Origin of the sequence: Mixta tenebrionis, from assembly GCF_006517625.1 — a bacterium.
GTDB lineage: Bacteria > Pseudomonadota > Gammaproteobacteria > Enterobacterales > Enterobacteriaceae > Mixta > Mixta tenebrionis.
In genome coordinates this window covers 303,123-327,967 of record NZ_VHQI01000006.1, presented here as the reverse complement: position 1 = coordinate 327,967, position 24,845 = coordinate 303,123, and the positions used below count along the sequence as shown (strand labels likewise).

The 24,845-nt window shown below is 57.8% G+C and carries 28 protein-coding genes; 8 read left to right on the top strand and 20 right to left on the bottom strand.

The genetic code is table 11. The features are described 5' to 3' along the window. The 9 genes from FKM52_RS12365 to fkpA all read right to left on the bottom strand — a co-directional run. Positions 1–254, bottom strand: a 254-nt coding sequence (locus FKM52_RS12365; protein WP_246085529.1) for a GTP-binding protein, incomplete at its 3' end; no start/stop codon positions are given. A 69-nt stretch (positions 255–323) separates the two neighbouring features. Beyond that, positions 324–2,432: an elongation factor G gene (gene fusA, locus FKM52_RS12360; RefSeq protein WP_141176479.1), complete on the bottom strand. Its 2,109-nt coding sequence runs from the start codon at positions 2,430–2,432 to the stop codon at positions 324–326. 93 nt (positions 2,433–2,525) lie between these two features. Then, positions 2,526–2,996, bottom strand: coding sequence for a 30S ribosomal protein S7 (gene rpsG, locus FKM52_RS12355; protein ID WP_038629748.1), 471 nt, complete (start codon positions 2,994–2,996; stop codon positions 2,526–2,528). Between the two features lie 96 nt (positions 2,997–3,092). Next, entirely contained in the window at positions 3,093–3,467 is a 375-nt protein-coding gene (rpsL, locus tag FKM52_RS12350) for a 30S ribosomal protein S12 (RefSeq protein WP_003852912.1), read from the bottom strand. Positions 3,468–3,591: 124 nt separating this feature from the next. After that, complete coding sequence (tusB, locus tag FKM52_RS12345) at positions 3,592–3,879, bottom strand: sulfurtransferase complex subunit TusB (RefSeq protein ID WP_141176478.1); 288 nt, start codon at positions 3,877–3,879, stop codon at positions 3,592–3,594. 9 nt (positions 3,880–3,888) lie between these two features. Further along, on the bottom strand, positions 3,889–4,248 hold the full coding sequence (gene tusC / locus FKM52_RS12340) for a sulfurtransferase complex subunit TusC (RefSeq protein WP_141176477.1): 360 nt from the start codon (positions 4,246–4,248) through the stop codon (positions 3,889–3,891). Further along, positions 4,248–4,631, bottom strand: a complete 384-nt coding sequence (tusD, locus tag FKM52_RS12335; protein ID WP_141176476.1) for a sulfurtransferase complex subunit TusD — start codon at positions 4,629–4,631, stop codon at positions 4,248–4,250. Before tusD ends, tusC begins: the two co-directional genes overlap by 1 nt. Further along, on the bottom strand, positions 4,631–5,353 hold the full coding sequence (locus tag FKM52_RS12330; protein ID WP_141176475.1) for a helix-turn-helix transcriptional regulator: 723 nt from the start codon (positions 5,351–5,353) through the stop codon (positions 4,631–4,633). The genes tusD and FKM52_RS12330 overlap by 1 nt, the downstream gene beginning before the upstream one ends. Before the next feature lie 175 nt (positions 5,354–5,528). Beyond that, positions 5,529–6,347 (bottom strand): FKBP-type peptidyl-prolyl cis-trans isomerase, encoded by an 819-nt coding sequence (gene fkpA, locus FKM52_RS12325; protein WP_141176474.1) that lies wholly within the window; start codon positions 6,345–6,347, stop codon positions 5,529–5,531. A 276-nt stretch (positions 6,348–6,623) separates the two neighbouring features. Between fkpA and FKM52_RS12320 the strand changes: the two genes are divergently transcribed. Beyond that, a complete protein-coding gene (locus tag FKM52_RS12320) occupies positions 6,624–6,842 on the top strand; it encodes a protein SlyX (protein ID WP_141176473.1) in 219 nt (72 codons plus the stop codon). Positions 6,843–6,911: 69 nt separating this feature from the next. On the opposite strand, the gene slyD is transcribed toward FKM52_RS12320, so the two are convergent. The 4 genes from slyD to kefG all read right to left on the bottom strand — a co-directional run bounded on the left by slyD (position 6,912) and on the right by kefG (position 10,272). Continuing rightward, the gene (gene slyD, locus FKM52_RS12315; protein ID WP_141176472.1) at positions 6,912–7,478 is read right to left on the bottom strand and encodes a peptidylprolyl isomerase; all 567 of its coding nucleotides are present in this window, start codon (positions 7,476–7,478) and stop codon (positions 6,912–6,914) included. Between the two features lie 198 nt (positions 7,479–7,676). After that, complete coding sequence (locus FKM52_RS12310; RefSeq protein ID WP_141176471.1) at positions 7,677–7,871, bottom strand: YheV family putative zinc ribbon protein; 195 nt, start codon at positions 7,869–7,871, stop codon at positions 7,677–7,679. 43 nt (positions 7,872–7,914) lie between these two features. Next, entirely contained in the window at positions 7,915–9,720 is a 1,806-nt protein-coding gene (gene kefB, locus FKM52_RS12305) for a glutathione-regulated potassium-efflux system protein KefB (protein ID WP_141176470.1), read from the bottom strand. After that, the gene (gene kefG / locus FKM52_RS12300; RefSeq protein WP_141176490.1) at positions 9,721–10,272 is read right to left on the bottom strand and encodes a glutathione-regulated potassium-efflux system ancillary protein KefG; all 552 of its coding nucleotides are present in this window, start codon (positions 10,270–10,272) and stop codon (positions 9,721–9,723) included. It lies immediately after the preceding gene. Positions 10,273–10,395: 123 nt separating this feature from the next. Between kefG and FKM52_RS12295 the strand changes: the two genes are divergently transcribed. Continuing rightward, positions 10,396–12,300: an ABC transporter ATP-binding protein gene (locus FKM52_RS12295; protein ID WP_141176469.1), complete on the top strand. Its 1,905-nt coding sequence runs from the start codon at positions 10,396–10,398 to the stop codon at positions 12,298–12,300. A 235-nt stretch (positions 12,301–12,535) separates the two neighbouring features. On the opposite strand, the gene tauD is transcribed toward FKM52_RS12295, so the two are convergent. From tauD to tauA, 4 genes are read right to left on the bottom strand one after another with little or no spacing between them, the layout of a single operon-like run. Next, the gene (gene tauD, locus FKM52_RS12290; RefSeq protein WP_141176468.1) at positions 12,536–13,387 is read right to left on the bottom strand and encodes a taurine dioxygenase; all 852 of its coding nucleotides are present in this window, start codon (positions 13,385–13,387) and stop codon (positions 12,536–12,538) included. Further along, positions 13,384–14,211 (bottom strand): taurine ABC transporter permease TauC, encoded by an 828-nt coding sequence (gene tauC, locus FKM52_RS12285; protein ID WP_141176467.1) that lies wholly within the window; start codon positions 14,209–14,211, stop codon positions 13,384–13,386. Before tauC ends, tauD begins: the two co-directional genes overlap by 4 nt. Further along, entirely contained in the window at positions 14,208–14,975 is a 768-nt protein-coding gene (gene tauB / locus FKM52_RS12280) for a taurine ABC transporter ATP-binding subunit (RefSeq protein WP_141176466.1), read from the bottom strand. Before tauB ends, tauC begins: the two co-directional genes overlap by 4 nt. 12 nt (positions 14,976–14,987) lie before the next feature. Beyond that, positions 14,988–15,968: a taurine ABC transporter substrate-binding protein gene (gene tauA / locus FKM52_RS12275; protein ID WP_141176465.1), complete on the bottom strand. Its 981-nt coding sequence runs from the start codon at positions 15,966–15,968 to the stop codon at positions 14,988–14,990. A gap of 237 nt (positions 15,969–16,205) precedes the next feature. On the opposite strand from tauA, the gene FKM52_RS12270 reads away from it, so the two are divergent. Continuing rightward, on the top strand, positions 16,206–17,201 hold the full coding sequence (locus FKM52_RS12270) for a LacI family DNA-binding transcriptional regulator (RefSeq protein WP_141176464.1): 996 nt from the start codon (positions 16,206–16,208) through the stop codon (positions 17,199–17,201). Here FKM52_RS12270 and FKM52_RS12265 read toward each other — a convergent pair. Beyond that, on the bottom strand, positions 17,187–17,789 hold the full coding sequence (locus FKM52_RS12265) for a LysE family translocator (protein WP_141176463.1): 603 nt from the start codon (positions 17,787–17,789) through the stop codon (positions 17,187–17,189). The genes FKM52_RS12270 and FKM52_RS12265 overlap by 15 nt on opposite strands. An 80-nt stretch (positions 17,790–17,869) precedes the next feature. On the opposite strand from FKM52_RS12265, the gene FKM52_RS12260 reads away from it, so the two are divergent. The 3 genes from FKM52_RS12260 (at position 17,870) to FKM52_RS12250 (ending at position 20,077) form a co-directional block, all read left to right on the top strand. Continuing rightward, positions 17,870–18,862 carry a hydrolase gene (locus FKM52_RS12260; protein WP_141176489.1) on the top strand — a complete coding sequence of 331 codons (993 nt, stop codon included), beginning with the start codon at positions 17,870–17,872 and terminating at the stop codon, positions 18,860–18,862. A gap of 3 nt (positions 18,863–18,865) precedes the next feature. Further along, positions 18,866–19,084: a YheU family protein gene (locus FKM52_RS12255; protein WP_141176462.1), complete on the top strand. Its 219-nt coding sequence runs from the start codon at positions 18,866–18,868 to the stop codon at positions 19,082–19,084. Positions 19,085–19,207: 123 nt separating this feature from the next. Then, on the top strand, positions 19,208–20,077 hold the full coding sequence (locus FKM52_RS12250; RefSeq protein WP_141176461.1) for a phosphoribulokinase: 870 nt from the start codon (positions 19,208–19,210) through the stop codon (positions 20,075–20,077). Between the two features lie 5 nt (positions 20,078–20,082). Here the strand turns inward: FKM52_RS12250 and FKM52_RS12245 are convergent, their stop codons facing one another. Further along, complete coding sequence (locus FKM52_RS12245) at positions 20,083–20,490, bottom strand: OsmC family protein (protein ID WP_141176460.1); 408 nt, start codon at positions 20,488–20,490, stop codon at positions 20,083–20,085. Positions 20,491–20,786: 296 nt separating this feature from the next. Between FKM52_RS12245 and crp the strand changes: the two genes are divergently transcribed. Both crp and FKM52_RS12235 read left to right on the top strand, forming a co-directional pair. Beyond that, positions 20,787–21,419 (top strand): cAMP-activated global transcriptional regulator CRP, encoded by a 633-nt coding sequence (gene crp, locus FKM52_RS12240; protein ID WP_017803012.1) that lies wholly within the window; start codon positions 20,787–20,789, stop codon positions 21,417–21,419. Between the two features lie 62 nt (positions 21,420–21,481). Further along, a complete protein-coding gene (locus FKM52_RS12235) occupies positions 21,482–23,560 on the top strand; it encodes a YccS/YhfK family putative transporter (protein ID WP_141176459.1) in 2,079 nt (692 codons plus the stop codon). Positions 23,561–23,606: 46 nt separating this feature from the next. On the opposite strand, the gene argD is transcribed toward FKM52_RS12235, so the two are convergent. Then, positions 23,607–24,830 carry a bifunctional acetylornithine/succinyldiaminopimelate transaminase gene (gene argD / locus FKM52_RS12230; RefSeq protein WP_141176458.1) on the bottom strand — a complete coding sequence of 408 codons (1,224 nt, stop codon included), beginning with the start codon at positions 24,828–24,830 and terminating at the stop codon, positions 23,607–23,609. Positions 24,831–24,845 lie beyond the last annotated feature (15 nt).

The following is a 24,845-nucleotide window of genomic DNA, read 5'->3' as shown; positions in this document are numbered from 1 at the left end:
TGGCCCGGGCAGTCAACGTGCGCATAGTGACGAGTCGGGGTTTCATACTCAACGTGAGAGGTGTTGATGGTGATACCACGAGCCTTCTCTTCCGGCGCGTTATCGATCTGATCGAACGCACGAGCCTGGCCACCGTAAGTTTTGGACAGAACGGTGGTGATAGCTGCGGTCAGAGTGGTTTTACCGTGGTCAACGTGGCCGATAGTACCGACGTTAACGTGCGTTTTGTTACGCTGAAATTGCTCTTTCGCCATGGCGATATTCCTTACTGTTATGCCCTCATCCGTGATGAGGGCATCTGTTCACTATTCTAAAACCGTAGCTTATTTGCTACGAGCTTCAATAACGGCCTGAGCGACGTTGTTCGGCGCTTCCGCGTACTTCAGGAACTCCATGGAGTAAGAAGCACGGCCCTGGGTCTGAGAACGCAGGTCAGTAGCATAACCAAACATTTCAGACAGCGGTACCTGAGCGCGAACGGTTTTACCGGTTGCGGTGTCATCCATACCTTCGATGATGCCGCGACGACGGTTCAGGTCACCGATTACGTCACCCATGTTCTCTTCCGGCGTTTCAACTTCAACCTTCATGATCGGCTCAAGCAGAACAGGCTTCGCTTTCTTAAAGCCTTCTTTAAACGCCAGAGACGCAGCCAGTTTAAACGCCAGTTCCGAGGAGTCCACATCGTGGTAAGAACCAAAGTGCAGACGAATGCCCAGATCAACTACCGGATAACCAGCCAGCGGACCAGATTTCAGCTGTTCCTGGATACCTTTGTCAACGGCCGGGATGTATTCGCCAGGAATAACACCGCCTTTGATATCGTTGACAAATTCGTAGCCTTTGCCGCCCGGCTCCAGCGGGTACATATCGATCACAACGTGACCATACTGACCGCGACCGCCAGACTGTTTCGCGTGTTTACCTTCGACATCCTTAATGGTGTCGCGGATAGTTTCACGATAAGCAACCTGCGGTTTACCAACGTTAGCTTCGACGTTGAATTCGCGTTTCATACGGTCAACGATGATATCGAGGTGCAGCTCACCCATACCAGCGATGATAGTCTGGTTAGATTCTTCGTCAGTCCATACGCGGAATGACGGGTCTTCTTTCGCCAGACGGCCCAGAGCCAGACCCATTTTTTCCTGGTCAGCTTTGGTTTTCGGCTCAACCGCGATAGAGATAACCGGCTCCGGGAACTCCATACGTTCCAGAATGATCGGGTTGCTCGGATCGCACAGAGTATCACCGGTGATCACATCTTTCAGACCGATCGCCGCAGCGATGTCGCCCGCGCGAACTTCTTTGATCTCTTCACGTTTGTTAGCGTGCATCTGTACGATACGGCCAAAACGCTCACGCTGTGATTTCACAGAGTTCAGTACGGTATCGCCTGAGTTTACCACGCCAGAATAAACGCGGAAGAAGGTCAGGTTACCAACGAACGGGTCGTTCGCGATTTTGAACGCCAGAGCGGCAAACGGCTCGTTGTCGTCAGAGTGACGTTCTGCCGGCGTATCTTTACCGTCATCCAGCATACCTTTGATAGCAGGTACGTCGGTCGGTGCTGGCAGGAATTCAACTACCGCATCCAGCATCGCCTGAACACCTTTGTTCTTAAATGCAGAACCACAGGTAACCAGGATGATTTCGTTGTTCAGCACACGCTGACGCAGTGCTTTTTTGATCTCTTCTTCAGTCAGCTCTTCGCCGCCGAGGTATTTTTCCATCAGCTCTTCAGAAGCTTCAGCTGCGGATTCGATCAGGTTCTGATGCCATTCTTCAGCCAGGTCAACCATGTCAGCCGGGATATCTTCGTATTCGAAGGTTACGCCCTGGTCTGCATCATTCCAGTTGATGGCTTTCATTTTGATCAGGTCAACAATGCCGGTGAACTTCTCTTCTGCGCCGATAGCCAGCTGCAGAGGAACCGGGTTTGCACCCAGACGGGTTTTGATCTGACCAACAACTTTCAGGAAGTTGGCGCCCATGCGGTCCATTTTGTTAACGAACGCGATGCGCGGAACTTTATATTTGTTAGCCTGACGCCATACGGTTTCAGACTGCGGCTGAACACCACCAACCGCACAGTAGACCATGACCGCGCCATCAAGAACACGCATGGAACGTTCTACTTCGATAGTGAAGTCAACGTGTCCGGGGGTGTCGATGATGTTGATGCGGTGCGGCTCAAACTGTTTAGCCATACCAGACCAGAACGCGGTGGTCGCTGCAGAAGTAATGGTGATACCACGCTCCTGCTCCTGCGCCATCCAGTCCATGGTCGCAGCGCCATCATGCACTTCACCGATTTTGTGGTTAACACCGGTGTAGAACAGGATACGCTCGGTGGTCGTGGTCTTACCGGCGTCGATGTGAGCACTGATACCGATGTTACGGTACCGTGAAATGGGTGTTGTACGAGCCATTTGATTCCTCTGATTCTCGGACGTTCAAAATAAGTCAGCCCCAGCGGGTTGGCTAATTGAGCGCCCGCTGGGTTAACAATAACTACGTGGTTATTACCAGCGGTAGTGAGCGAACGCCTTGTTGGCTTCGGCCATACGGTGAACGTCTTCACGTTTCTTCACTGCCGTACCTTTGTTCTCAGCAGCATCAGAAAGTTCGTTCGCCAGGCGCAGAGCCATCGATTTATCACCGCGTTTACGAGCAGCTTCTACGATCCAGCGCATTGCCAGCGCATTACGACGGACCGGACGGACTTCAACTGGTACCTGATAAGTTGAACCGCCAACGCGACGTGACTTAACTTCTACAGTCGGACGTACGTTGTCGAGAGCGACTTCGAAAGCTTCCAGTTCGGTTTTACCAGAACGCTGAGCCAGGGTCTCCAGCGCGGTATACACGATTGCTTCGGCAGTAGATTTTTTACCATCTACCATCAGGATATTTACAAATTTGGCCAGCAGCTCAGATCCGAATTTCGGATCCGGCAGGATTTTACGTTGACCAATGACGCGACGACGTGGCATGGAAATACTCCGTTGATAATTCAGGATTGTCCAAAACTCTACGAGTTTATTTTGACATTTAAGTTAAAACGTTTGGCCTTACTTAACGGAGAACCATTAAGCCTTCGGCTTCTTCACGCCATACTTGGAGCGAGCCTGCTTACGGTCTTTAACACCAGAGCAGTCAAGCGCGCCACGAACGGTGTGGTAACGCACACCCGGCAGGTCTTTAACACGACCGCCACGAATCAGGATTACGGAGTGTTCCTGCAGGTTGTGGCCTTCGCCACCGATGTAGGAGGTCACTTCGAAACCGTTGGTTAAACGCACACGGCAAACTTTACGCAGTGCGGAGTTCGGTTTTTTCGGAGTGGTGGTGTACACACGAGTACAAACACCACGTTTTTGCGGGCAAGCTTCCAGCGCAGGCACGTTGCTTTTAGCAACCTTGCGTACGCGCGGTTTGCGAACCAGCTGGTTAACTGTTGCCATTAAATAGCTCCTGGATTTAGCTTTTGCTTCGTAAACACGTAATAAATCGCCCCGTATTAATACGGGGACGCAGAATTTTAGGGCTGAGCAGAAAGGGTGTCAAGAAATAACCAGCGTCTTATGCTCACCAGGGCATTTGCTGCTTATGATTTAGCGTGAGCGTAACGAAATCATTATAGCCGATTACCGTGATTTCGGCTGCTATTTGCGCAGTTAAGCCGCGGGCGAGCAGATCGTCGCGCAGCGCCCAAAGCCGCGCCGGCGAATCCAGCAGCGGCGTCAGCATGCTACTGCCCTGCAGCCCTGCCAGCACGCCGTCCTGCAGCAGCAGCAGATCGTCTCCCGGCTGCAGCATGCGCAGCAGCAAAGCATAATCGCACTGAAAAGGTGAGCTGGTCAGCGTATGCAGCATGGTAATACCTCAGAACGTCAGGATATGGTCAGCCTCGGCGAGACGGGCGCGCAGCGCGGCGCTCTCTAACACCTCCGCCTCCAGCACCCTTTCGCTTTCTGGCGTTAGCCCGCGCTCCGCCAGCGACTGCGCGCACAGATAGCAGCGCTCGACGTCATACAGCGGCAGCACGCCGAAAGTGGCGATATAATTGCGCGCCAGCACCTGCTCCGGCTGCTGGCCGGCGGTAAGCTGCAGCACGCCGTCGCCGATAAAAAAGAGCGATACCCGCTCGCAGATCGCGGCGGTCGCCAGCGCGGCGTCCAGCCCCTCCCGCCCGCTGCTGCTGCCGTGCGGCGCGCGCGTAAAGACAAAAGCGATCGATTTCATCAGAACTGCACCACCCGGTCACAGCTAAGCGCGGCCTCCGCCAGCGCGCCCAACCCCGCCAGCTGAAAACCGGGCTGCAAATTCGAGGCAGGCAGGCCAAGGCTTTCCGCCTCCTGCTTATCGGCCACGCCGCGCCTTAGCGCCGCGGCGACGCAGATATTCAGCGTCGCCCCCTGCTGCTGCAGCGCCTGCCAGGCGCGCACCAGATCGAACTCATCGCTGGCGGGCGCCGTCAGCTGGTTGCCGTTCAGCACCCCTTCACGATAAAAGAAGACGCTGTGCAGCTGATGGCCTGCCGCCAGCAGCGCCTGGGCGAACAGCAGCGCGCTGCTGGCGTGCTGCGTTCCATAAGCGGGGCCGGTAACCAACAGCGTATAGCGCATCAGCGTTCCTGCCCCTGCGTATCTTCGCTCTTAAACTGACGGATATAGAGATAGACCGTGTGCTTAGAAATATTCAGGCGGTCGGCCACCTGATTAATCGCATCTTTGATATCGAAGATGCCTTTCTCATACAGGTTCAGCACGATTTGGCGATTCTTCATATTATTCGCCACGTTGCGATCGGCGCTCACTTCTTCAATGGTGAACTCCAGCGTTTGCGTGACCAAATCTTCCACGGATGAAGCAAAATTGACCGGCGAAGCGACGTCCGGCGTTTCCGGCGGCATAAAGGTCGACATAATCTGTGAAAAAGGCACATCAAGGTTCATATTGATGCACAGCAGGCCAATGACGCGCTGCTGACGATTGCGTATCGCAATGGTCACCGACTTCATCAGCACCCCGCTTTTCGCACGGGTAAAATAGGCGCGTGAAACGTTGCTGTCCGCGCCGGTCATATCGTGCAGCATACGCAGCGCCAGATCGGTAATTGGCGAGCCGACTTTACGCCCGGTATGCTCGCCGTTAGCGATGCGTACCGCGGAACATTTTAAATCTTCCAGCGAATGCAGCACGATTTCACAGTGCGAGCCGATCAGCATCGCCAGACCATCGACTACGGCTTCATAAGATTTCAGAATATCGTAATCGGCCTGCTCAAACGGATGCTGGTCCAGCAAATCAAGCTCGGACAGATCGCCAGGATTGAATGGATTAGACATGAAAGACATTACCCTAATTGGCTGGAGCCTGTCTCAGCGCGGCCAGGGCAGACTCGTCATACAAATTTGCGCAGCGCTAGTCTGGCAAATGTCTGCGGCTTATGCCAGATTTTTGTCCGAACGAGGGCATCTCTCATTAAAATGAGAACCGCCGCGTAAACGCGGCGGCAGAAAATTACTGGGCTTTTTTATCGTCGGCTACCGGAGCCTGGGTTTTCGCGTCCGCTTTCGGCGCTGGTTTGATATCCAGCAGCTCGACATCGAACACCAGCGTAGAGTTCGGCGGGATACCCGGCACGCCGTTTTTACCGTAGGCCAGCTGCGGCGGGATAACTAACTTGATTTTGCCGCCTTTCTTCACGTGCTTCAGGCCTTCGGTCCAACCCGGAATCACGCCGTCGAGACGGAAAGAGAGTGGTTCGCCGCGGTTATAGGAGTTATCAAACTCGGTACCGTCGATCAGCGCGCCTTTGTAGTTAACTACAACCGTATCGCTATCTTTCGGCGCGTCGCCGCTGCCTTCTTTCTCTACCTGATAGAGCAGACCGCTGTCGGTTTTCTTCACGCCTTTCTGCTTAGCGAATTTAGCCGCATAGGCCTGACCTTTATCGGCATTTTCCTTCGCATCTTTTTCCATCTTCGCCTGAGCGGCGCTCTTTACGCGGCCTTCAAACGCCTGCAGCGTCTGCTCAATTTCCTGATCGGAGAGCTTGCTCTTACCGGCAAACGCATCCTGCACACCAGCGATCAGCTGAGTTTTATCCAGCTTAATGCCTAGCTTTTCCTGCTCTTTCAGCGAGTTTTCCATATAGCGGCCGAGCGATGCGCCCAGCGCATAGGCGGACTGCTGATTTTCATCTTTAAAAGCAGCGTTTTTCGTTGCCTGCGGCGCAGCCTGTTCAGCCGGTGCGGAGTCTGCTGCCAATGCCAGCGGCGCGTTAAACGCAGCGGCCAGGGTGGCGGCTAACATTGTAATTTTAAACAGTGATTTCATCCATTATCTCCAAAACCGAAGCCTCTCACCCCGGCGATCGTTGCAGGCCATTAAGCCAGTACTATAACTGTGCGGAACAAATTACCATGCCCGCCCGGCAAACTTAAGTGTACTTCCGACCCTTTTTATGTCGGGAAGTTTCAGCTGATATGACGCCGGGACTGTGCTTTTTCAAGCGCCGCAGGCAAAATCTCCTTGTCAGGGGTAACGGCGTACGCTGTTCCTTACCGGGAAAACCATCCGCGCTGGCGGGCGCACGCAACAGGAGGAACGCTTATGCAGCAAAATATCTTTGAACAGCGCTTAGAGCTGCTGGAAAGCAAGCTGGCTTTTCAGGAACAGACTATTGAAGATTTAAACCAAACGGTTGTGCAGCACGAAATGGAAATGGCCAAAATGCGCGAGCAGATACGTCTGCTGATTGATAAATTAAAGGCGGCGGCTCCGTCGCTGATGGCGCATCCGTCCGAAGAGACGCCGCCGCCGCACTACTGATCAGGCAATAAAAAAGCACCGGCTATCCGGTGCTTTTCTTCGGTAATCATTTCACCCTGCGGTGAGTGATTAGTGCTGGCAGCCGCAGCCGCCGTGACCGCCGCCGCAGCAGCCCTCTTTACCACCGTGGCTGTGACCATGATCGTGATCGTGGTCATGATGGTGATCGTGTTCGCCATGTACGTGGCCGTGCGCCAGCTCTTCCGGCGTCGCTTCACGGATAGCTACCACTTCTACGTGGAAATTCAGGTTCTGTCCCGCCAGCATGTGGTTGCCGTCAACCACCACGTGATCGTCTTCCACTTCGGTGATTTCAACCGGCACCGGACCCTGGTCGGTTTCAGCCAGGAAGCGCATGCCAACCTGCAGTTCGTCCACGCCCATAAAGACATCTTTCGGTACGCGCTGTACCAGATTGTCGTCATACTGACCGTAAGCGTCATTCGCGGCGATATGCACATCAAACTTATCGCCAATTTCATGATCTTCCAGGGCTTTTTCCAGACCAGAAATCAGGGAACCATGACCGTGCAGATAGTCCAACGGCGCACTCACCGGAGACTCGTCGACCAATACACCGTCTTCTGTACGTACCTGATAAGCCAGGCTGACCACCAGGTCTTTTGCTACTTTCATGATAACTCCTAACCGTTGAGAGCTTTGATCCCGACTCATTGGTCTATTTTCGCGTGCAATAACACCAACCAGAAAGATCCAGATGCCGACCCTTTGCGTCCCATTAAAGGTTACGCGCAGGCAATGTTAACAATGCAGATTGTAACGGAATTCACTGCCGCTGTAAGGGTGAGCTGATAAAAAAGCTGAGCTGCGCCACTACTCTGGATGAAAAACGCCGATAACTTGCTCCTGCGCGCGTATTCCATCACGTACCTGCTTATCCGCTTCGCGCATCTGATGGCCGCACTTCACGCACTCGACAACATCGACATTATTCTCACGCCACATCGCCAGCGTGTCTTTTTGCTGGCAGTGCGGGCAGACCGCACCGGCAATAAAACGTTTACGCATTTTTCTTTCCTGTGGTTGCTTTTTCCACCCTGAACGGCGCGGGTTATTCAAACTCATCCCAGCCGTCAAACTGGCGTTTCTCCTGCTGCATTTCCCGCTGGAAGATATCTTCCAGTTCGCGACGCGCTTCGCGCGCGCGCGAGATCTGCGCATTATCCGTTTGGTTTGGCATCAGCTCGCGCAGCATGCGCATATCGAGCCGTCGGAAATGCAGCTGCGCGCGGTGCGCCTGGTGCGGATGCATTCCCAGGGACATCAGCGTTTTCCGCCCCAGCTCCAGCGCGCTGGAGAAGGTTTCACGGGAAAACTGCGTTACGCCCGCCTGCAGCAGTTCATGCGCTTCAACGCGCCCGCGCGCCCTGGCCAGAATTTGCAAATGGGGAAAGTGCTGCTGGCAGAGATGAACGATGTTCATCGTATCTTCCGGTTCATTACAGGTAATCACGATCGATTGCGCGCTGGCGGCGCCGGCGGCGCGCAGCAGCTCCAGCTCCGTCGCATCCCCATAGTATACTTTATAGCCATATTTACGCATTAAACTCACGGCGCTGATATCGCGCTCCAGCACCGTAATGCGCTTTTTGTTCGCCATCAGCAGGCGGCCGATCACCTGGCCGAAGCGGCCAAAGCCGACCACAATCACCTGCGGCCGATCGTCATCGACCCAGGGCTTCTCCGCCTGCTCGCCCGTTTCGTTAAAGCGGCGCACCAGAATACGATCCACGCCCTGCATCAGCAGCGGCGTCGTCATCATGGAGAGCGTCACGGTAACCAACAGCAGCGGCAGCTGATCGCCATGAAACAGCCCCGCAGAAGAGGCGGCGGAAAACAGCACAAAGGCGAACTCGCCGCCCTGGCTCAACACGCCGGCGAACTGCAGGCGTTCCGAACTGCGCAGGCCGTAAATACGCGCCAGCAGGTAGAGCACCAGGATTTTTACCGCCACCAGCGCCAATACGCCCACCAGCACCGCCAGCAGATGCGTATAGAGGACGCCCAGATTCAGCGCCATGCCGACCGAAATAAAGAACAGGCCAAGCAGCAGCCCTTTAAAGGGTTCAATGGCGATTTCCAGCTCGTGGCGATATTCGCTTTCCGCCAGCAGAATGCCGGAGATAAAGGTGCCGAGTGCCATAGAAAGCCCCAGCGCATCCATAAACAGCGCCGAGCTAAGCACCAGCAGCAGCGCAGCGGCAGTAAACACCTCGCGCACCCCGGAAGCGGCGATATAGCGTAAACCAGGCCGCAGCAGCAGCCGGCCGCCGATCAGAATCACGGCAAACGCCAGCACCTTGATGCCGATTTTCATCCAGTCGGTATGGCCGCTATCGCTCCCCGCCAGCAGCGGCACCAGCGCCAGTGCCGGAATCACCGCCAGATCCTGAAACAGCAGCACCGAAAAGCCAAGCTGTCCCGCCTCGTTGCGGTTCATGCCCTTATCGCGCATCAGCTGCAGCGCCAGCGCGGTGGATGACATCGCCAGCCCGATGCCGCCAATGGCGGCCGCCTGCCAGGAGAAATCGGTCAGCAACAGCAGCCCGCCCAGCACCGCGGCGCTAAAAATCACCTGTGCGGCTCCGACGCCGAATATCGATCGCCGCAGCGCCCACAGCTTTGCGGGATTCAGCTCCAGGCCGATCAGGAACATCAGAAACACCACGCCCAGCTCGGAGAAGTGCAGAATCTCCTCCACGTCGCTGATAAAACCCAGCCCCCACGGGCCGATGGCGATGCCCGCCAGCAGATAGCCCAGCACCGCGCCGATCCCCAGCCGGGCGGCGATCGGCACCGCGACCACCGCGGCGAACAGGTAGACTACGCCTGCGGTCAATAACGTTTCGCCTTCCATCTATGCCACTCCTGCCGGTAAAGGAGAAGAGAGCCACGCTTCATAAGCCTGGGCGTAATTTTTCATTATTTCCGGGGGCTGGCGACGCGCCCAGTAGAACACCATCGGCGTCAGCCAGTGCATACGGCACATCTGCGCCGTCAGTTCAAAGGGACGCATTATCTCAGTTATTGGATAGCGGTTAAGGCCATCCTGATGGTAAGCGGCCTCCGGTTCGCCGGTAGTGATCACGCTGCGCCAGTATTTTCCCGCCAGCACGTTGCCATCCGGCCCGCTGGCGAAACCGCGTGACAGCACGCGATCCAGCCACTCTTTCAGCAGCGCCGGACAGCTGTATGTATAAAGGGGATGCTGAAAAACGATAACCTGATGCTCCCGCAATAGCCGCTGTTCATGGTGAATATCGATAAAAAAATCGGGGTAGTGCGCGTACAGGTCATGTACGGTAACGTACGATAATTGCTGCGCCGGCTGCAGCAAGACTCGATTAGCAATCGAATCTTGTGATTCCGGATGGGCATACAGCAGCAAAACCTTAGGCAGCTGCGACATCTCTCCCCTCCAAATCGTCGTCATGATGCAGGATTTCCGCTACCATGCACGACACAACGGAATCGGTGATTCCGAACTGATTATGATGACAATAAATTAACATATTCTGACAATACGGCGCTTATGATTGTATTCTCCTCGTTACAGATCCGACGTGGTACCCGCGTACTGCTGGACAATGCCACCGCCACCATCAACCCAGGGCAGAAAGTTGGCCTGGTTGGTAAAAACGGTTGCGGTAAATCAACGCTGCTGGCGTTGTTAAAAAACGAACTCAGCGCCGATGCCGGCAGCGTCACCTTTCCCGGCAACTGGTCTCTGGCGTGGGTAAACCAGGAAACGCCGGCGCTGCCGGTGGCCGCCATTGAGTATGTTATTGACGGCGATCGTGAGTATCGTCAGCTGGAGTCCGAATTACAGCGCGCCAACGAAAAAAACGACGGTAACGCCATTGCGCTGTTGCACGGCAAGCTGGACGCGATTCAGGCATGGAGCATACAGGCGCGCGCCGCCAGCCTGCTTCACGGTTTGGGCTTTAGTCAGGAGCAGCTGCAGCGTCCGGTCAGCGATTTCTCCGGCGGCTGGCGGATGCGCCTCAACCTGGCGCAGGCGCTGCTCTGCCGCTCCGATCTGCTGTTGCTGGATGAACCCACCAACCACCTCGATCTCGACGCCGTTATCTGGCTGGAACGCTGGCTGAAAAGCTACAGCGGCACGCTAATCCTGATCTCCCACGACCGCGACTTTCTCGATCCGGTGGTGGATAAGATTCTGCATATCGAGCAGCAGGGCCTGTTCGAATATACCGGCAACTACAGCTCCTTCGAGCAGCAGCGCGCCGTCAAACTTTCGCAACAGCAGTCGCAGTACGAGCACCAGCAGCGCAAGGTGGCGCACCTGCAAAGCTATATCGATCGCTTCCGCGCCAAGGCCAGCAAGGCGAAACAGGCGCAGAGCCGCATCAAGATGCTGGAGCGCATGGAGCTGATTTCGCCGGCACATGTCGATAACCCCTTTAGCTTCAGCTTCCGTGAACCGGAAAGCCTGCCGAATCCGCTGCTGAATATGGAAAAGGTCAGCGCGGGCTACGGCGAGCGGGTCATTCTGGATTCCATCAAGCTCAATCTGGTGCCCGGTTCGCGCATCGGCCTGCTGGGCCGCAACGGCGCAGGTAAATCGACGCTGATCAAACTGCTGGCGGGCGAACTGGCGCCGCAAAAAGGTGACATCGGCCTCGCCAAAGGCGTCCAGCTTGGCTATTTCGCCCAGCATCAGCTGGAATACCTGCACGCGGACGAATCGCCGCTGCAGCATCTGGCGCGTCAGGCGCCGAAGCTGCCGGAACAGCAGCTGCGCGATTATCTCGGCGGCTTCGGCTTCCAGGGCGACAAAGTCACCGAACCGACGGTACGCTTCTCCGGCGGCGAGAAAGCGCGTCTGGTGCTGGCGCTGGTGGTCTGGCAGCGCCCTAACCTGCTGCTGCTGGATGAACCGACCAACCACCTCGATCTCGATATGCGTCAGGCGTTAACCGAAGCGCTGATCGATTTCGAAGGCGCGCTGGTGGTGGTTTCGCACGATCGTCACCTGCTGCGCTCCACCACCGACGATCTCTACCTGGTGCACGACGGCAAGGTGGAAGCCTTCGCCGGCGATCTGGATGACTACCAACAGTGGCTCAGCGAGCTGCAAAAACAGCAGGCGCAGCAAAATAGCGAACCGAAACAGGAGAGCGGCAACAGCGCGCAGGCGCGTAAAGATCAGAAGCGGCGCGAAGCGGAGCTGCGGGCGCAAACCCAGCCGCTGCGTAAGCAGATCGAAAAGCTGGAAAAAGAGATGGAAAAACACAATAGCCGGCTGGCGGAGGCGGAGGCGAAGCTGGGCGACCCGGCCATTTACGATGTCGGCCGCAAAGCCGATTTGACCGCCGCGCTCCAGCAGCAGGCCACGGCGAAATCGGCGCTGGAAGATTGTGAAATGGCCTGGCTGGACGCACAGGAACAGCTGGAGGCGATGCTCGCCTCCTGAGATCCCGCGATGCAGCAATACCTGGCGGCGCGCAGCTGGGGCGCCGCTCTTCCCGTCCGCCAACGCGCGCAAATAAGGTTGGTTTTGCAACGCGCGGCCGGGGCGCCGCTGCCGAAACCCGCCATCGAGCGAGCGCGAATAATTTTTTACAGGCCGCCGCTCTCTGCGCGCGATAACGGGCAAAGAGCGCGGCTTTCTCCAGCCGCAGGCCGCGACATGCGCCTTACTGGCTCCCCTACTCCCCCCGGTAAAACGGCCGGTCGCCGAGAATCGTGGCGCGATGCATAATGCGTCGGGTCGGCAGATAATCCGCATTAGCGTAATGCTGCGTTACCCGGTTATCCCAGATCGCCACATCATTCGCCCGCCAGCGCCAGCGCACCTGAAACTCCGGTTTATTAATGTGGGCAAACAGAAAGCTGAGCAGCGCCTCACTCTCTTTCGGCGCGAGATCGACAATGCGCGTGGTAAAACCTTCATTAACAAACAGCGCCTGCTTCCCGCTCACCGGATGGGTACGTACTACCGGATGCAGCAGCGGCGGATGGCTGGCTGCCGCCTGCCGCCAGCGCGCATGCTGTTCCGGCGTATCGCGATGCTTATACTCCGGGAACGATTTAGTAAAGCTATGCTCCGCCTGCAGCCCGCTCAACAGGCGCCGCAGCGGCGGCGACAGCGCGTCAAAAGCGGCGATGCCGCTGGCCCACAGCGTATCCCCGCCCTGTTCCGGCACCTGCTTCGCCGCCAGAATGGCTCCGGCCGGCGGCGTGGCGATAAAGGTGACATCGGTGTGCCAGTTATCGTTATCCGGCGGATTGGCGTTATGGGTATCCAGCACGATAATCTCTTCCACCCCTTCCGCATGGGGATAGACCGGATGGATATGCAGATCGCCGAAGCGCGCCGCCAGCGCCCGCTGCTGCGCAGGCGTCAGCGGCTGCTCGCGCAGAAACAGTACCTGGTGGCGGATCAGCGCATGCCAGAGCTGTTCAAACTGCGCGTCGTTAAGCGGGCGGGAAAGATCGAGGTTATCAATCCGCGCGCCGATATGCGGCCCCAGCGCGGTAATCGTCAGACGTTCGTTCATTGCTGTTCTCCATGCCAGGGCGTCAGCCGACGCTGTAGCGTCCGCAGGCCCAGTTCTAAGCCGAATGCGATTAACGCAATTACCAAAATGCCCGCCAGCACCACGTCCGTGGCAAGAAATTCGCCGGCAGACTGCACCATAAAACCCAGCCCGCGCGTGGCGGCGATCAGCTCTGCCGCCACCAGCGTTGACCAGCCGACGCCAAGGCCGATGCGCAGACCGGTTAAAATATCCGGCAGCGCGCCGGGCAGGATGACAAAACGCAGCAGCTGCCAGCGACTGGCGCCTAACGACTGCGCGGCGCGCAGGCGCACCTGCTGCGCGCTTTTTACCCCCTGCAGCGTAGCGAGAGTGACCGGCGCGAAAATCGCCAGATAGATCAGCAGCACCTTTGAGGTTTCGCCGATGCCGAACCAGATCACCATCAGCGGCAGATAGGCCAGCGGCGGCACCGGGCGATACAGCTCAATCAGCGGATCGAGGATGCCATGGGCGGTTTTACTCAGCCCCATGGCAATGCCGGTCGGCACGCCAATCAACACCGCCGCCAGCAGCGCCAGCAAAATACGCCCCAGACTGGCGGCCAGATGCTGCCACAGCGTGGCATCCATAAAACCCTGCGCGCCGGCGATAACCAGCAGCTGATGCAGTACCTGCTGCGGCGGGGGTAAAAACAGCGGCGCAATCAGATGCAGCGCCGTCACCAGCCACCACAGCGCCAGCACCGTCGCCAGCGTGGTCAGGCTCAGCGTCAGCCGCCGGGAAAGCGGCCAGCGCCAGCGCGCGCGCGGCACGGTTTGTTTATCAACGACCTGTATGCTCATGAAAAAGCCTCGCGCTGTTGGAATACCCGGCTCAGCACATACTCGCGCTGAGCGATAAACAGAGGATCGGATTTAATCGAACGGCACGATTCACCGGCGGCGAAACGGCGGCCAAAATCGAGCTTTAGCCGCTCGCTGATGCGCCCCGGCCCCGGCGTCAGCAGAATCAGCTCGCTGGCCAGAAACACAGCCTCCTCGATATCGTGGGTAATCAGCAGGATCTGCTTGCCGCTGTCGCGCCACAGCCGCAGCAGCAGCTCCTGCATCTGTTCGCGGGTAAAGGCGTCCAGCGCGCCGAACGGCTCATCCAGCAGCAACAGCGCGGGATCGGCGGCCAGCGCGCGGGCGATGCCGACACGCTGCCGCATACCGCCGGAAAGCTGCCAGATAAAACGTTTCTCAGCTCCCTCCAGCCCCACCTGCTTCAGCTTTTTTGCAGCAATGGCGCGGCGCGTAACGCCATCAACGCCCGCCAGCTGCAGGCCGAAGGCGACGTTGTCCAGCACGTTGCGCCAGGGCAGCAGCCCTTCATGCTGAAACACCACGCCGCGTTCGGCGCCGGGGCCGTTAACCGGCTGTCCCGCCAGAGTAATGCTGCCCTCCGTCAGCGGCAGAAAACCGGCGATCAGATTCAGCAGCGTGGTCTTACCGCAGCCGGAAGGGCCGAGCACCACCGCCAGCTCTCCGGCGCCCAGCGTCAGGTTGATATCCTGCAACGCCAGCTGACCGTGATAGCGGGCGCTAAGATGTGCAAGCGCAAGCATGAGCGGCCTCCCTTACTGTTCTGCCAGCGGACGAACAAAGCGATCGGTAACGTAACCGCTGTAGTCCGGCGCTACCTGCGCCACTTTGCCCTGCTGCTGTAAAAACTGCGCCGTATCGCCAATGGCTTTGCTTACCGGCTGGCCCAGCTGAGCCAGCTGCTGCTTAACGCCCAGGTAGGTATTGCCCGCCACCAGCCCAGGCACCTGATCGACTGACGCTCCGCTCAGGCGCGAGAGCGTTTCCAGATGCTGCGGCTGCTGTAGCCACTGCTGCGGATGATCGAGGTAAGCCTGCTGCGCCGCCAGCGCGCTGCGGGCGAAGGCGGTCACGACTTCCGGATGCTGCGCGGCGAAATCTTTACGCACCACCCAGACATCCAGCGTCGGCGCTCCCCATTTACCCACCTGCGCCGAATCGGTCAGCACGCTGCCGGTTTTCGCCAGCTCATTGACCGCCGGCGCCCAGACGTAGGCGCCGTCAATTTCACCGCGCTGCCAGGCGGCAATAATAGCGGGCGGCTGCAGGTTAATAATTTTCAGCTGGTTTGGAGTGATGCCCCAGTGCTTCAGCGCTGCCAGCAGGCTGTAGTGGGTGGTGGAAATAAACGGCACCGCGATACGTTTCCCGATTAAATCCTGCGGCGAGGTAATTTTCTTATTCACCACCAGCGCCTCTGAATTACCCAGCTGTGAAGCCAGCAGAAAAACTTCAATCGGCAATTGCTGGCTGGCGGCCACCGCCAGCGGGCTGGAGCCGATATTGCCAATCTGCACGTCACCGGAGGCGAGCGCGCGTACTACACTGGATCCGCTGTCGAATTTGCGCCATTCAACGTGCGCGCCGCTCTCTTTTGCGAAGGTGTTCTCCGCCTGCGCCACTTTTGCCGGTTCGGCTGAGGTTTGCCAGGCAACGGTAACGTCAACCGCCTGCGCCTGCTGCGTCGCCAGTAATAAAGTGGAAGCCATGATCAAAATTCGCGTAATACCCGTCATTGTTGCGCCCCGCCTGCTGTTATGGTCGTTATGGCTAAGTTGTAACTGAGGCGCGGTCATGACCTGAAGTAATTAAAAATTATGTGTAATCACCAATAAGACTTAGAAAAAATAGCGATATATTTATCCGGGATTCGCAAATAGGGAATTTATGGAATGACAAGGGGTCCTAAATTAATTACTTTTTGCCGCAACGTTTTTCAGGCCGTCGGGTGAGGGTTTGTCAGAGGGTTTTTCATGTCGATTGAGAAAGTAGCCCGTCTTGCGGGTGTTTCTACCGCAACCGTTTCACGCGTGCTGAACGGTTATGCGGGCGTTCGGCCGGCAACCCGCGAGCGCGTACTGGCCGCTATCGCCGCCAGCCAGTACCAGCCTAACCTGCTGGCGCGCCAGCTGCGCACCGCGCAAAGCCGCATGCTGCTGGTGCTGGTCTCCAGTATTATTAATCCCTTTTGTTCGCGCGTGGTGCGCGGCATCGAGGCGGAAGCGGAGGCGCACGGCTACCATATTTTACTTTGCAACTCCGATTCGCAGCCGCAGCGCGAATCGGCCTATCTGGCGTTGCTGAGCGGCAAGATCGTGGACGGCGTGATTACTATGGACGCCATAACCAACCTGCCCGGCCTGCGCCAGATGATCGGCGATTCCCCCTGGGTACAGTGCGCCGAAGGCGATCCCGACGCCGAAGCCTCATCGGTCACGATTGATAATCAACAGGCGGCGCACGAGGCGGTGGCGCATCTGGCGCAGCAGAGGCGGCGACGTATCGCGATGATTAACGGCGATCCACGCTACCTTTATGCGCAGCAGCGCGAAGTCGGCTACCGGGCGGCGCTTAAGGTTCATCATCTCAGCTGGAGCGGCGTAGAGTACGCCAGCGACGTCGAGTGCGAGGCGGGCTACGCGGCAATGGCGCGCCTGCTGGATCGCGCCGATCCGCCGGACGCCATCTTTGCCGTATCGGATGTGCTGGCGGTGGGCGCCATCCACTGCATCCGCCAGCGCCGGCTACGGGTGCCGCAGGATATCGCGGTGCTGGGCTTTGACGGCCTGCCGTGGAGCGCCATGCTGTCGCCGCCGCTCAGCACCCTCGAGCAGCCGATGCAGCAGCTGGGCGTGCGCAGCGTACAGCTGCTGCTGCAGCGCATTCGCGATCCGCGCGCGCCGCATATTCACGAGCAGCTGAGCTGCCGGCTGGTGGCGCGCGCCTCCAGCCAGCTAGTGCCAGATTAACAGCACGCAGGCGGCGGTGAGCGCGCCCATCGCCAGGTTAAAGATTTTCCAGGCGCGTCGGCTGCGTAGCAGGTGCCCGATCAGGGTGCCGAAGCCGAGCCAGATAATGCCCGCCACCAGATTGACCAGCGCCATGCCGATGCTGATCGCCACGACCGATCCCCGATAGGCCTCGCCCGCCAGGCTGAAGCTGGCTATCGCGCCCAGCGCCATCAGCCAGGCTTTGGGATTGACCAGCTGCAGGACGCCGCCCTGCCAGAACGGCATGGGATGCGCAGGCGCCTCGCCCACTTCCAGCTGTTCATAGGCGGCGGTAGCGATTTTCCATGCCAGCCAGAGCAGATAGAGGCTGCCGGCGATTTTCAAAAACAGGTGCAGAGAGGGGTAAAGCAGGATCAGGCTGCCGACGCCAAAGGCGACCAGCAGCAGCATCAGCTGCATCCCAAGCATAATGCCGATCATCAGCGGTATAGAGCGCAAGAAACCAAAATTAGCGCCTGCGGTGGTAAGTAACATATTATTAGGACCGGGCGTAATCGCCGCGACCCACAAAAAGCCCAGCATTGAAAAAAACAGACTCAGTTCCATGTGGCGGGTGCCCCTCACCCTGTAAAATGGTCAACCTGTCGAAGCTAACAGCGTGCCAGGAAAGGTACAAGCCTCTGATGATGAAATTTAATCACGTGCGTGAATATCCTTTTATTCCTATGAAAGGGCTGCGCAATCCTCATCTGCAAACGGTGCTGCCGCGCCTGTTTCGCCGCCGCGTACGGCTGCAGCCGCACTGGCAGCGTCTCGATCTGCCCGACGGCGATTTTCTCGATCTCGCCTGGAGCGAGGATCCGTCCACGGCGCGCCATAAACCGCGCGCGGTGCTGTTTCACGGGCTGGAGGGTAATTTTCACAGCCCCTACGCGCACGGGCTGCTACAGGCCTGGCGGCAACGCGGCTGGCTCGGCGTGGTAATGCATTTTCGCGGCTGCAGCGGCGTGCCTAACCGCATGGGACGCATCTATCACTCCGGCGAAACCGAAGATGCCAGCTACTTCCTGCAGTGGCTGCGCGCCACCTTCGGCCCGGCGCCGACCGCCGCCGTCGGCGTCTCGCTGGGCGGCAATATGCTCGCCTGCCTGATGGGAAAACAGGGCGCGGATTGTCCGCTGGATGCGGGCGTGGTGGTATCCGCGCCGCTGATGCTGGAACCGTGCAGCGCGAAGCTGGAACAGGGTTTTTCCCGCGTCTATCAGCGCTATCTGCTGGGTCAGCTTAAGCTCAACGCCCGGCGCAAGCTGCGCGCCTGGCCTGGCACCCTGCCGATAGACCTGGCGCAGCTTAACGCGCTGAAGCGCCTGCGCGATTTTGACGATGCCATTACCGCCCGCGCGCACGGCTTCGCCGACGCCGGCGACTACTATCGGCGCGCCAGCGCCATGCCGCTGCTGCCCGGCGTAGGCAAACCGCTGCTGATTATCCACGCCAAAGACGATCCCTTTATGACCGAGGAAGTGATTCCCGATATCGCCCGGTTACCTGCTAACATTGAGTATCAACTGACCGAATATGGCGGCCACGTCGGCTTTGTCGCCGGCACGCTGCGTCAGCCGCAAATGTGGCTGGAACAGCGTATCCCGCAATGGCTTTCACCTTATCTGGACAACTAAGCTGTGATAATTCCCTGGCAAGATATCTCCCCGGAAACCTTAGATAACCTGATTGAAGCCTTCGTCCTGCGCGAAGGCACCGACTATGGCGAACAGGAGCGTTCGCTGGCGGAAAAAGTAGAAGACGTGCGGCGCCAGCTTAAAAGCGGCGAGGCGGTGCTGGTCTGGTCTGAGCTGCATGAAACGGTCAATATCATGCCGCGCGGCCAGTTTCGCGCTTAGCCGGCGCGCCGCTCTGTACGCTGCATCACGTTAATACCGCCACGCCCGCTGCGCCTGATGATGACACTTGCGGGCTAAACGTGGTAACAATGCTTATCACCCGATCTCATCCAGAGAGTAGCTATGTCAGCCAGACATCCCATTATCGCGGTGACCGGCTCCAGCGGAGCAGGAACCACTACCACCAGCCTTGCCTTTCGCAAGATCTTTCAGCAGTTGAATCTGCACGCCGCCGAGCTGGAAGGCGACAGTTTTCATCGCTATACGCGCCCGGAAATGGATATGGCGATCCGCAAGGCGCGCGATCTGGGGCGCCACATCAGCTATTTCGGCCCGGAAGCCAACGACTTCGGCCTGCTGGAGCAAACTTTTATCGAATATGGCGCCAGCGGACGCGGTCAGTCGCGCAAATACCTGCATACCTATGATGAGGCGGTGCCGTGGAATCAGGTGCCCGGCACCTTTACGCCGTGGCAGCCGCTGCCGGAGCCGACGGACGTACTGTTTTACGAAGGGCTGCACGGCGGCGTGGTCACCCAGCAGCATAATGTCGCGGAACAGGTGGATCTGCTGGTAGGCGTGGTGCCGATCGTCAACCTGGAGTGGATCCAGAAGCTGGTGCGCGACACCAGCGAACGCGGACATTCACGTGAGGCGGTGATGGATTCGGTGGTGCGCTCGATGGAGGATTACATCAACTACATTACGCCGCAGTTCTCCCGCACCCATATTAACTTCCAGCGCGTGCCGACGGTCGATACTTCGAACCCTTTCGCCGCCCGCGCCATTCCCTCGCTGGATGAAAGCTTTGTCGTTATTCACTTTCGCGGGCTGGAAAATATCGATTTCCCCTATCTGCTGGCGATGCTGCAGGGCTCGTTTATTTCGCATATCAATACGCTGGTGGTGCCTGGCGGCAAGATGGGGCTGGCGATGGAGCTGATTATGCTGCCGCTGGTGCAACGTCTGGTTGAAGGAAAACAGGTCGCTTAGCGGCGTCAGGCGCTTGCCACGCATTCATAGCTGTGGCTGATGGCGACGCTCTTGCCCAGCATAATCGCCACGGAACAATATTTTTCTGCGGAAAGTTCGACGGCGCGCGCCACCGCTTTATCGCTCAGTCCTGTACCGCTGACGATAAAATGCAGATTGATGCGGGTGAAAATGCGCGGTGCTTCATCGTGACGCTCAGAGGTCAGCCGCACTTCGCAGTCGGTGACCGCGTGACGCCCTTTTTGCAGGATCGACACCACGTCCACGGCGCTGCAGCCGCCCGCCGCCATCAGTACCATTTCCATCGGGCTGGGCGCCTTATCGCCGGCGTTGCCATCCATCAGAATCTGATGCCCTGAAGCGGACTCTGCTAAAAAAGTCAGCCCTTCCACCCACTTTACCCGTGCCTGCATATTCGTTCTTCCCAGGATAATGCCGCTTATTATCAGCCTACGCTTTCAACAGCTAAACGGCAATTGTCCGATTCACCTCAAGCTGAAGCGAGACAACAGGAGACACCAGGATAAAGCTGTGCTACAAACAAAGCTGTAATATTTTCGTTCTAAGAAACGAAAACGGGACTCTTTCACGCCTTAGCGCGCCAAAATTGCCCGGATAAATTTCCAACAGGAAACGCTTTACCATTTCAACGCCTGACAGGGAACCGCCCCTGTATTTAGGGCACGATTACAACAGAGGATAACAGCGAATGGTTCTCGGCAAACCGCAAACAGACCCTACTCTCGAATGGTTCCTGTCACATTGCCATATCCACAAATATCCATCAAAAAGCACGTTGATTCACCAGGGAGAAAAGGCTGAAACGCTCTACTACATCGTAAAAGGCGCAGTCGCGGTGCTCATCAAGGATGAAGAAGGTAAAGAGATGATCCTCTCCTATCTTAACCAGGGTGATTTCATCGGCGAACTTGGCCTGTTCGAAGAGGGTCAGGAGCGCAGCGCATGGGTGCGGGCGAAAACCGCTTGTGAAGTGGCTGAGATTTCCTACAAAAAATTTCGCCAGCTGATTCAGGTAAATCCTGACATTCTGATGCGCCTCTCTTCTCAGATGGCGCGTCGCCTGCAGGTTACCTCGGAGAAGGTGGGCAATTTAGCTTTCCTCGACGTTACCGGCCGCATTGCGCAAACTCTGCTCAATCTGGCGAAACAGCCTGACGCCATGACCCATCCGGACGGTATGCAGATCAAAATCACCCGTCAGGAGATTGGTCAGATCGTCGGCTGCTCGCGTGAAACGGTGGGACGCATCCTGAAAATGCTGGAGGATCAAAATCTGATCTCCGCTCACGGCAAAACGATTGTCGTTTACGGCACGCGTTAAGTTTAATCGATCGCGCGGCGTGGTGCCCGGCATCACGCCGTGTTTATTTCTGTGATGTGGTGATGTGGCGGAGAATTATCTACCATCCTGAAGTGAACTATGCGCTGCGTCAGACGCTGGTGCTCTGTTTGCCGGTGGCCATTGGCTGGCTGCTGGGGGATCTGCAAAAGGGATTGCTGTTTTCGCTGGTACCCGCCTGCTGCAATATCGCCGGGCTGGATACGCCGCATAAACGCTTCTTCAAACGGCTGATCGTCGGCGGCTCGCTCTTCGCGCTCAGCAGTTTTCTGATTCAGTGGCTCTCGCTGCACCATCTGCCGCTGCCCGTCACCCTGTTCGCTATGGCCCTGCTGCTGGGCGTCACCGGCGAAATCGGCCCGCTGCATGCCCGCCTGCTTCCCGCTTCGCTGATTGCGGCGATTTTCACCCTCGGCCTGGTGGGGCAAATGCCGATCTGGGCGCCGCCGCTGCTCTATATTGCCGGCACCTTCTGGTACGGGCTGTTCAACTGGTTCTGGTTTCGCCTGTGGAAAGAGCAGCCGCTGCGTGAAACGCTGAGCCTGCTGTATCGTGAACTGGCCGACTACTGTGAAGCAAAATATACCCTGCTGACCCAGCTAACCGATCCGGAAACCGCATTGCCGCCGCTGCTGGCGCGTCAGCAAAAAGCGGTCGATCTGATTAATACCTGTTATCAACAAATGCACATGCTGGCCGCCAACCGCGACCAAAGCCATCAGCGCCTGACGCGCGCTTTTCAGGTGGCGCTCGATCTGCAGGAGCATATTTCCGTCAGCCTGCATCAGCCGACCGAGGTACAGAAACTGGTGGAGCAAAGCCACGCGGAAGCGGTGATTCGCTGGAACGCGCAAACCATCGCCGCCCGGCTGCGCGAGCTGGCGGATGATATGCTCTATCACCGCATGCCGCCGCGCTTCAGCATGGAAAAGCCGCTGCAGGGGCTGGAAAAAATCGCACGCCAGCATCCTGAAAATCCGGTCGGTCATTTCTGCTATTACCACTTTAGCCGCATCGCCCGCGTGCTGCGCACCCAGCGCCCGCTCTACCGACGCGATCTGCTGGCCGACCGGCAACGCCGGCTGCCGCTGTTGCCGGCGTTGCGCAGCTACCTCTCCTTCAAATCCGCCGCGCTGCGTACCGCCGGGCGGTTTGCCGTGATGCTGGTATTCGGCAGCGTGCTGGCGCTGGCGTTTAACGTGCCCAAGCCCTGGTGGATTTTGATGACGATTATGTTTGTCAGCCAGAACGGCTACCGCGCCACGCGCGTACGTATCCAGCACCGCGCCGTCGGCACGCTGGCCGGCCTGGCTATCGCCGCCGCCACGCTGCGCTTTTCAGTGCCGGAAGCGGTGGTGCTGTCGGTCATGCTGGTAATTACCCTGGTCAGCTATCTCTTTATCCGCAAATACTACGGCTGGGCGACCATCGGCTTTACCGTTACCGCGGTTTATTCACTGCAGCTGCTGGCGCTTAACGGCGCGCAGTTTCTGCTGCCGCGCCTGATGGATACGCTGGTAGGCTGCTGTATCGCCTTCGGCGGCATGGTCTGGCTGTGGCCGCAATGGCAGAGCGGGCTACTGCGCCAAAACGCGCACGATGCGCTGGAGGCCGATCAGGAAGCGCTGCGCATGCTGCTGGGCGATGAACATTCGCCGCAAAAGCTTGCCTGGCAGCGCGTACTGGTCAATCAGGCGCACAACGCCCTGTTTAACTCGCTTAATCAGGCGATGCAGGAGCCGGCCTTTAATACCCGCTACCTGAACGATATGAAGCTGTGGGTCACCCACAGCCAGTTTATCGTTGAGCATATCAACGCCATGACCATCCTTGCGCGTGAACACACCATGCTGACGCCGGAGCTGGCGCAGCGTTATCTGCAATCGTGCGAAATTGCCCTGCAGCGCTGTCAGCAGCGGCTGGAGTATGACGGGCCGGGCCAGGAAACCAATATTCTGGAAAGCCAGGAGAGCGGACAGGAGAGCGGCGCCATCACTATTATGGAGCGCCACGTCAGGCGCATCCTTGAGCATCTGTCGGTGATGCATACCATCTCCTCGCTGGCCTGGAGTCAGCGGCCTCAGCACGGCAAATGGCTGGTGCGGCGGCTGCGCAAAGGATAAAAAAAGCGCGCCCCGATGGCGCGCTCTGATTAACCGGCATACAACCTCAGCCGGCGTTCAACGCCTGCTCCGCCGCTCTGGCAAAACGCGCCATGCCGTCGCCGATATCCGCCAGCGGGATAACCAGCGAAGGTGCGAAGCGGATAACATCGCTGCCGGCCGTCAGCACCATTACGCCTTCTGCCGCCGCGGCGTGTAAAATGTCACGCGCTTTCCCCTGATACTGCGGTTTTAGCTGCGCGCCAATCAGCAGCCCCTTGCCCCGGATCTCGCTGAACAGCTCCAGTTTGGCATTGATCGCCTCCAGCGCCTCGATAAAGCGCTGCCGCCGCTGCGCCACGCCTTCCAGTACCTGCGGCGTATTAATAATATCCAGCGCGGCTTCCGCCACGGCGCAGGCCAGCGGATTGCCGCCGTAGGTAGTGCCATGCACGCCCGGCGCCATCACCGAGGCGATCTCCTCCGTGGTCAGCATCGCGCTGACCGGGAAACCGCCGCCCAGCGCTTTCGCCGTAGTAAGAATATCGGGACGAATATCGTAGTGCTCATAGGCGAACAGCTTACCGCTACGTCCCATGCCGCTCTGTACCTCATCCAGCACCAGCAGCGCCTGATGACGATCGCACAGCTGACGCAGCCCCTGCATAAACGCCTCGGTAGCCGGCAGCACGCCGCCCTCGCCCTGAATCGGCTCCACCACCACGGCGCAGGTATGATCGTCTATCACCGCCTTTACCGCCTCAAGATCGTTAAAAGGCACGTGTACGATATCCGCCGGTTTCGGCCCGAAGCCGTCGGAATATTTAGGCTGCCCGCCAACGGAAACGGTAAATAGCGTGCGGCCATGAAAAGCGTTATGGCAGGCGATGATTTTACTTTTATAGGGCGAATGGCGCGTAGCGGCATAATAACGGGCCAGCTTAAAGGCGGCCTCGTTAGCTTCGGCACCGGAATTAGCGAAGAAAACGCGCTCGGCGAAGGTAGCGTTAATCAGCTTGCTGGCCAGGCGCAGCGCCGGTTCGTTGGTAAATACGTTGCTGGTATGCCACAGGGTCTCTCCCTGGGTTTTCAACGCCTCCACCAGCGCCGGATGGCAGTGACCTAACGCCGTTACGGCGATACCGCCGGAAAAATCGATATACTCTTTGCCATCGCGATCCCAGACGCGGCTGCCTTTCCCTCTGACCGGCACAAACTGCGCAGGTGCATAAACCGGCAAAATTACCTTATCAAACGTCGCACGCGTCACCGCTATTTTTTCCGCTGCCATTCGCTACCTCTTCTG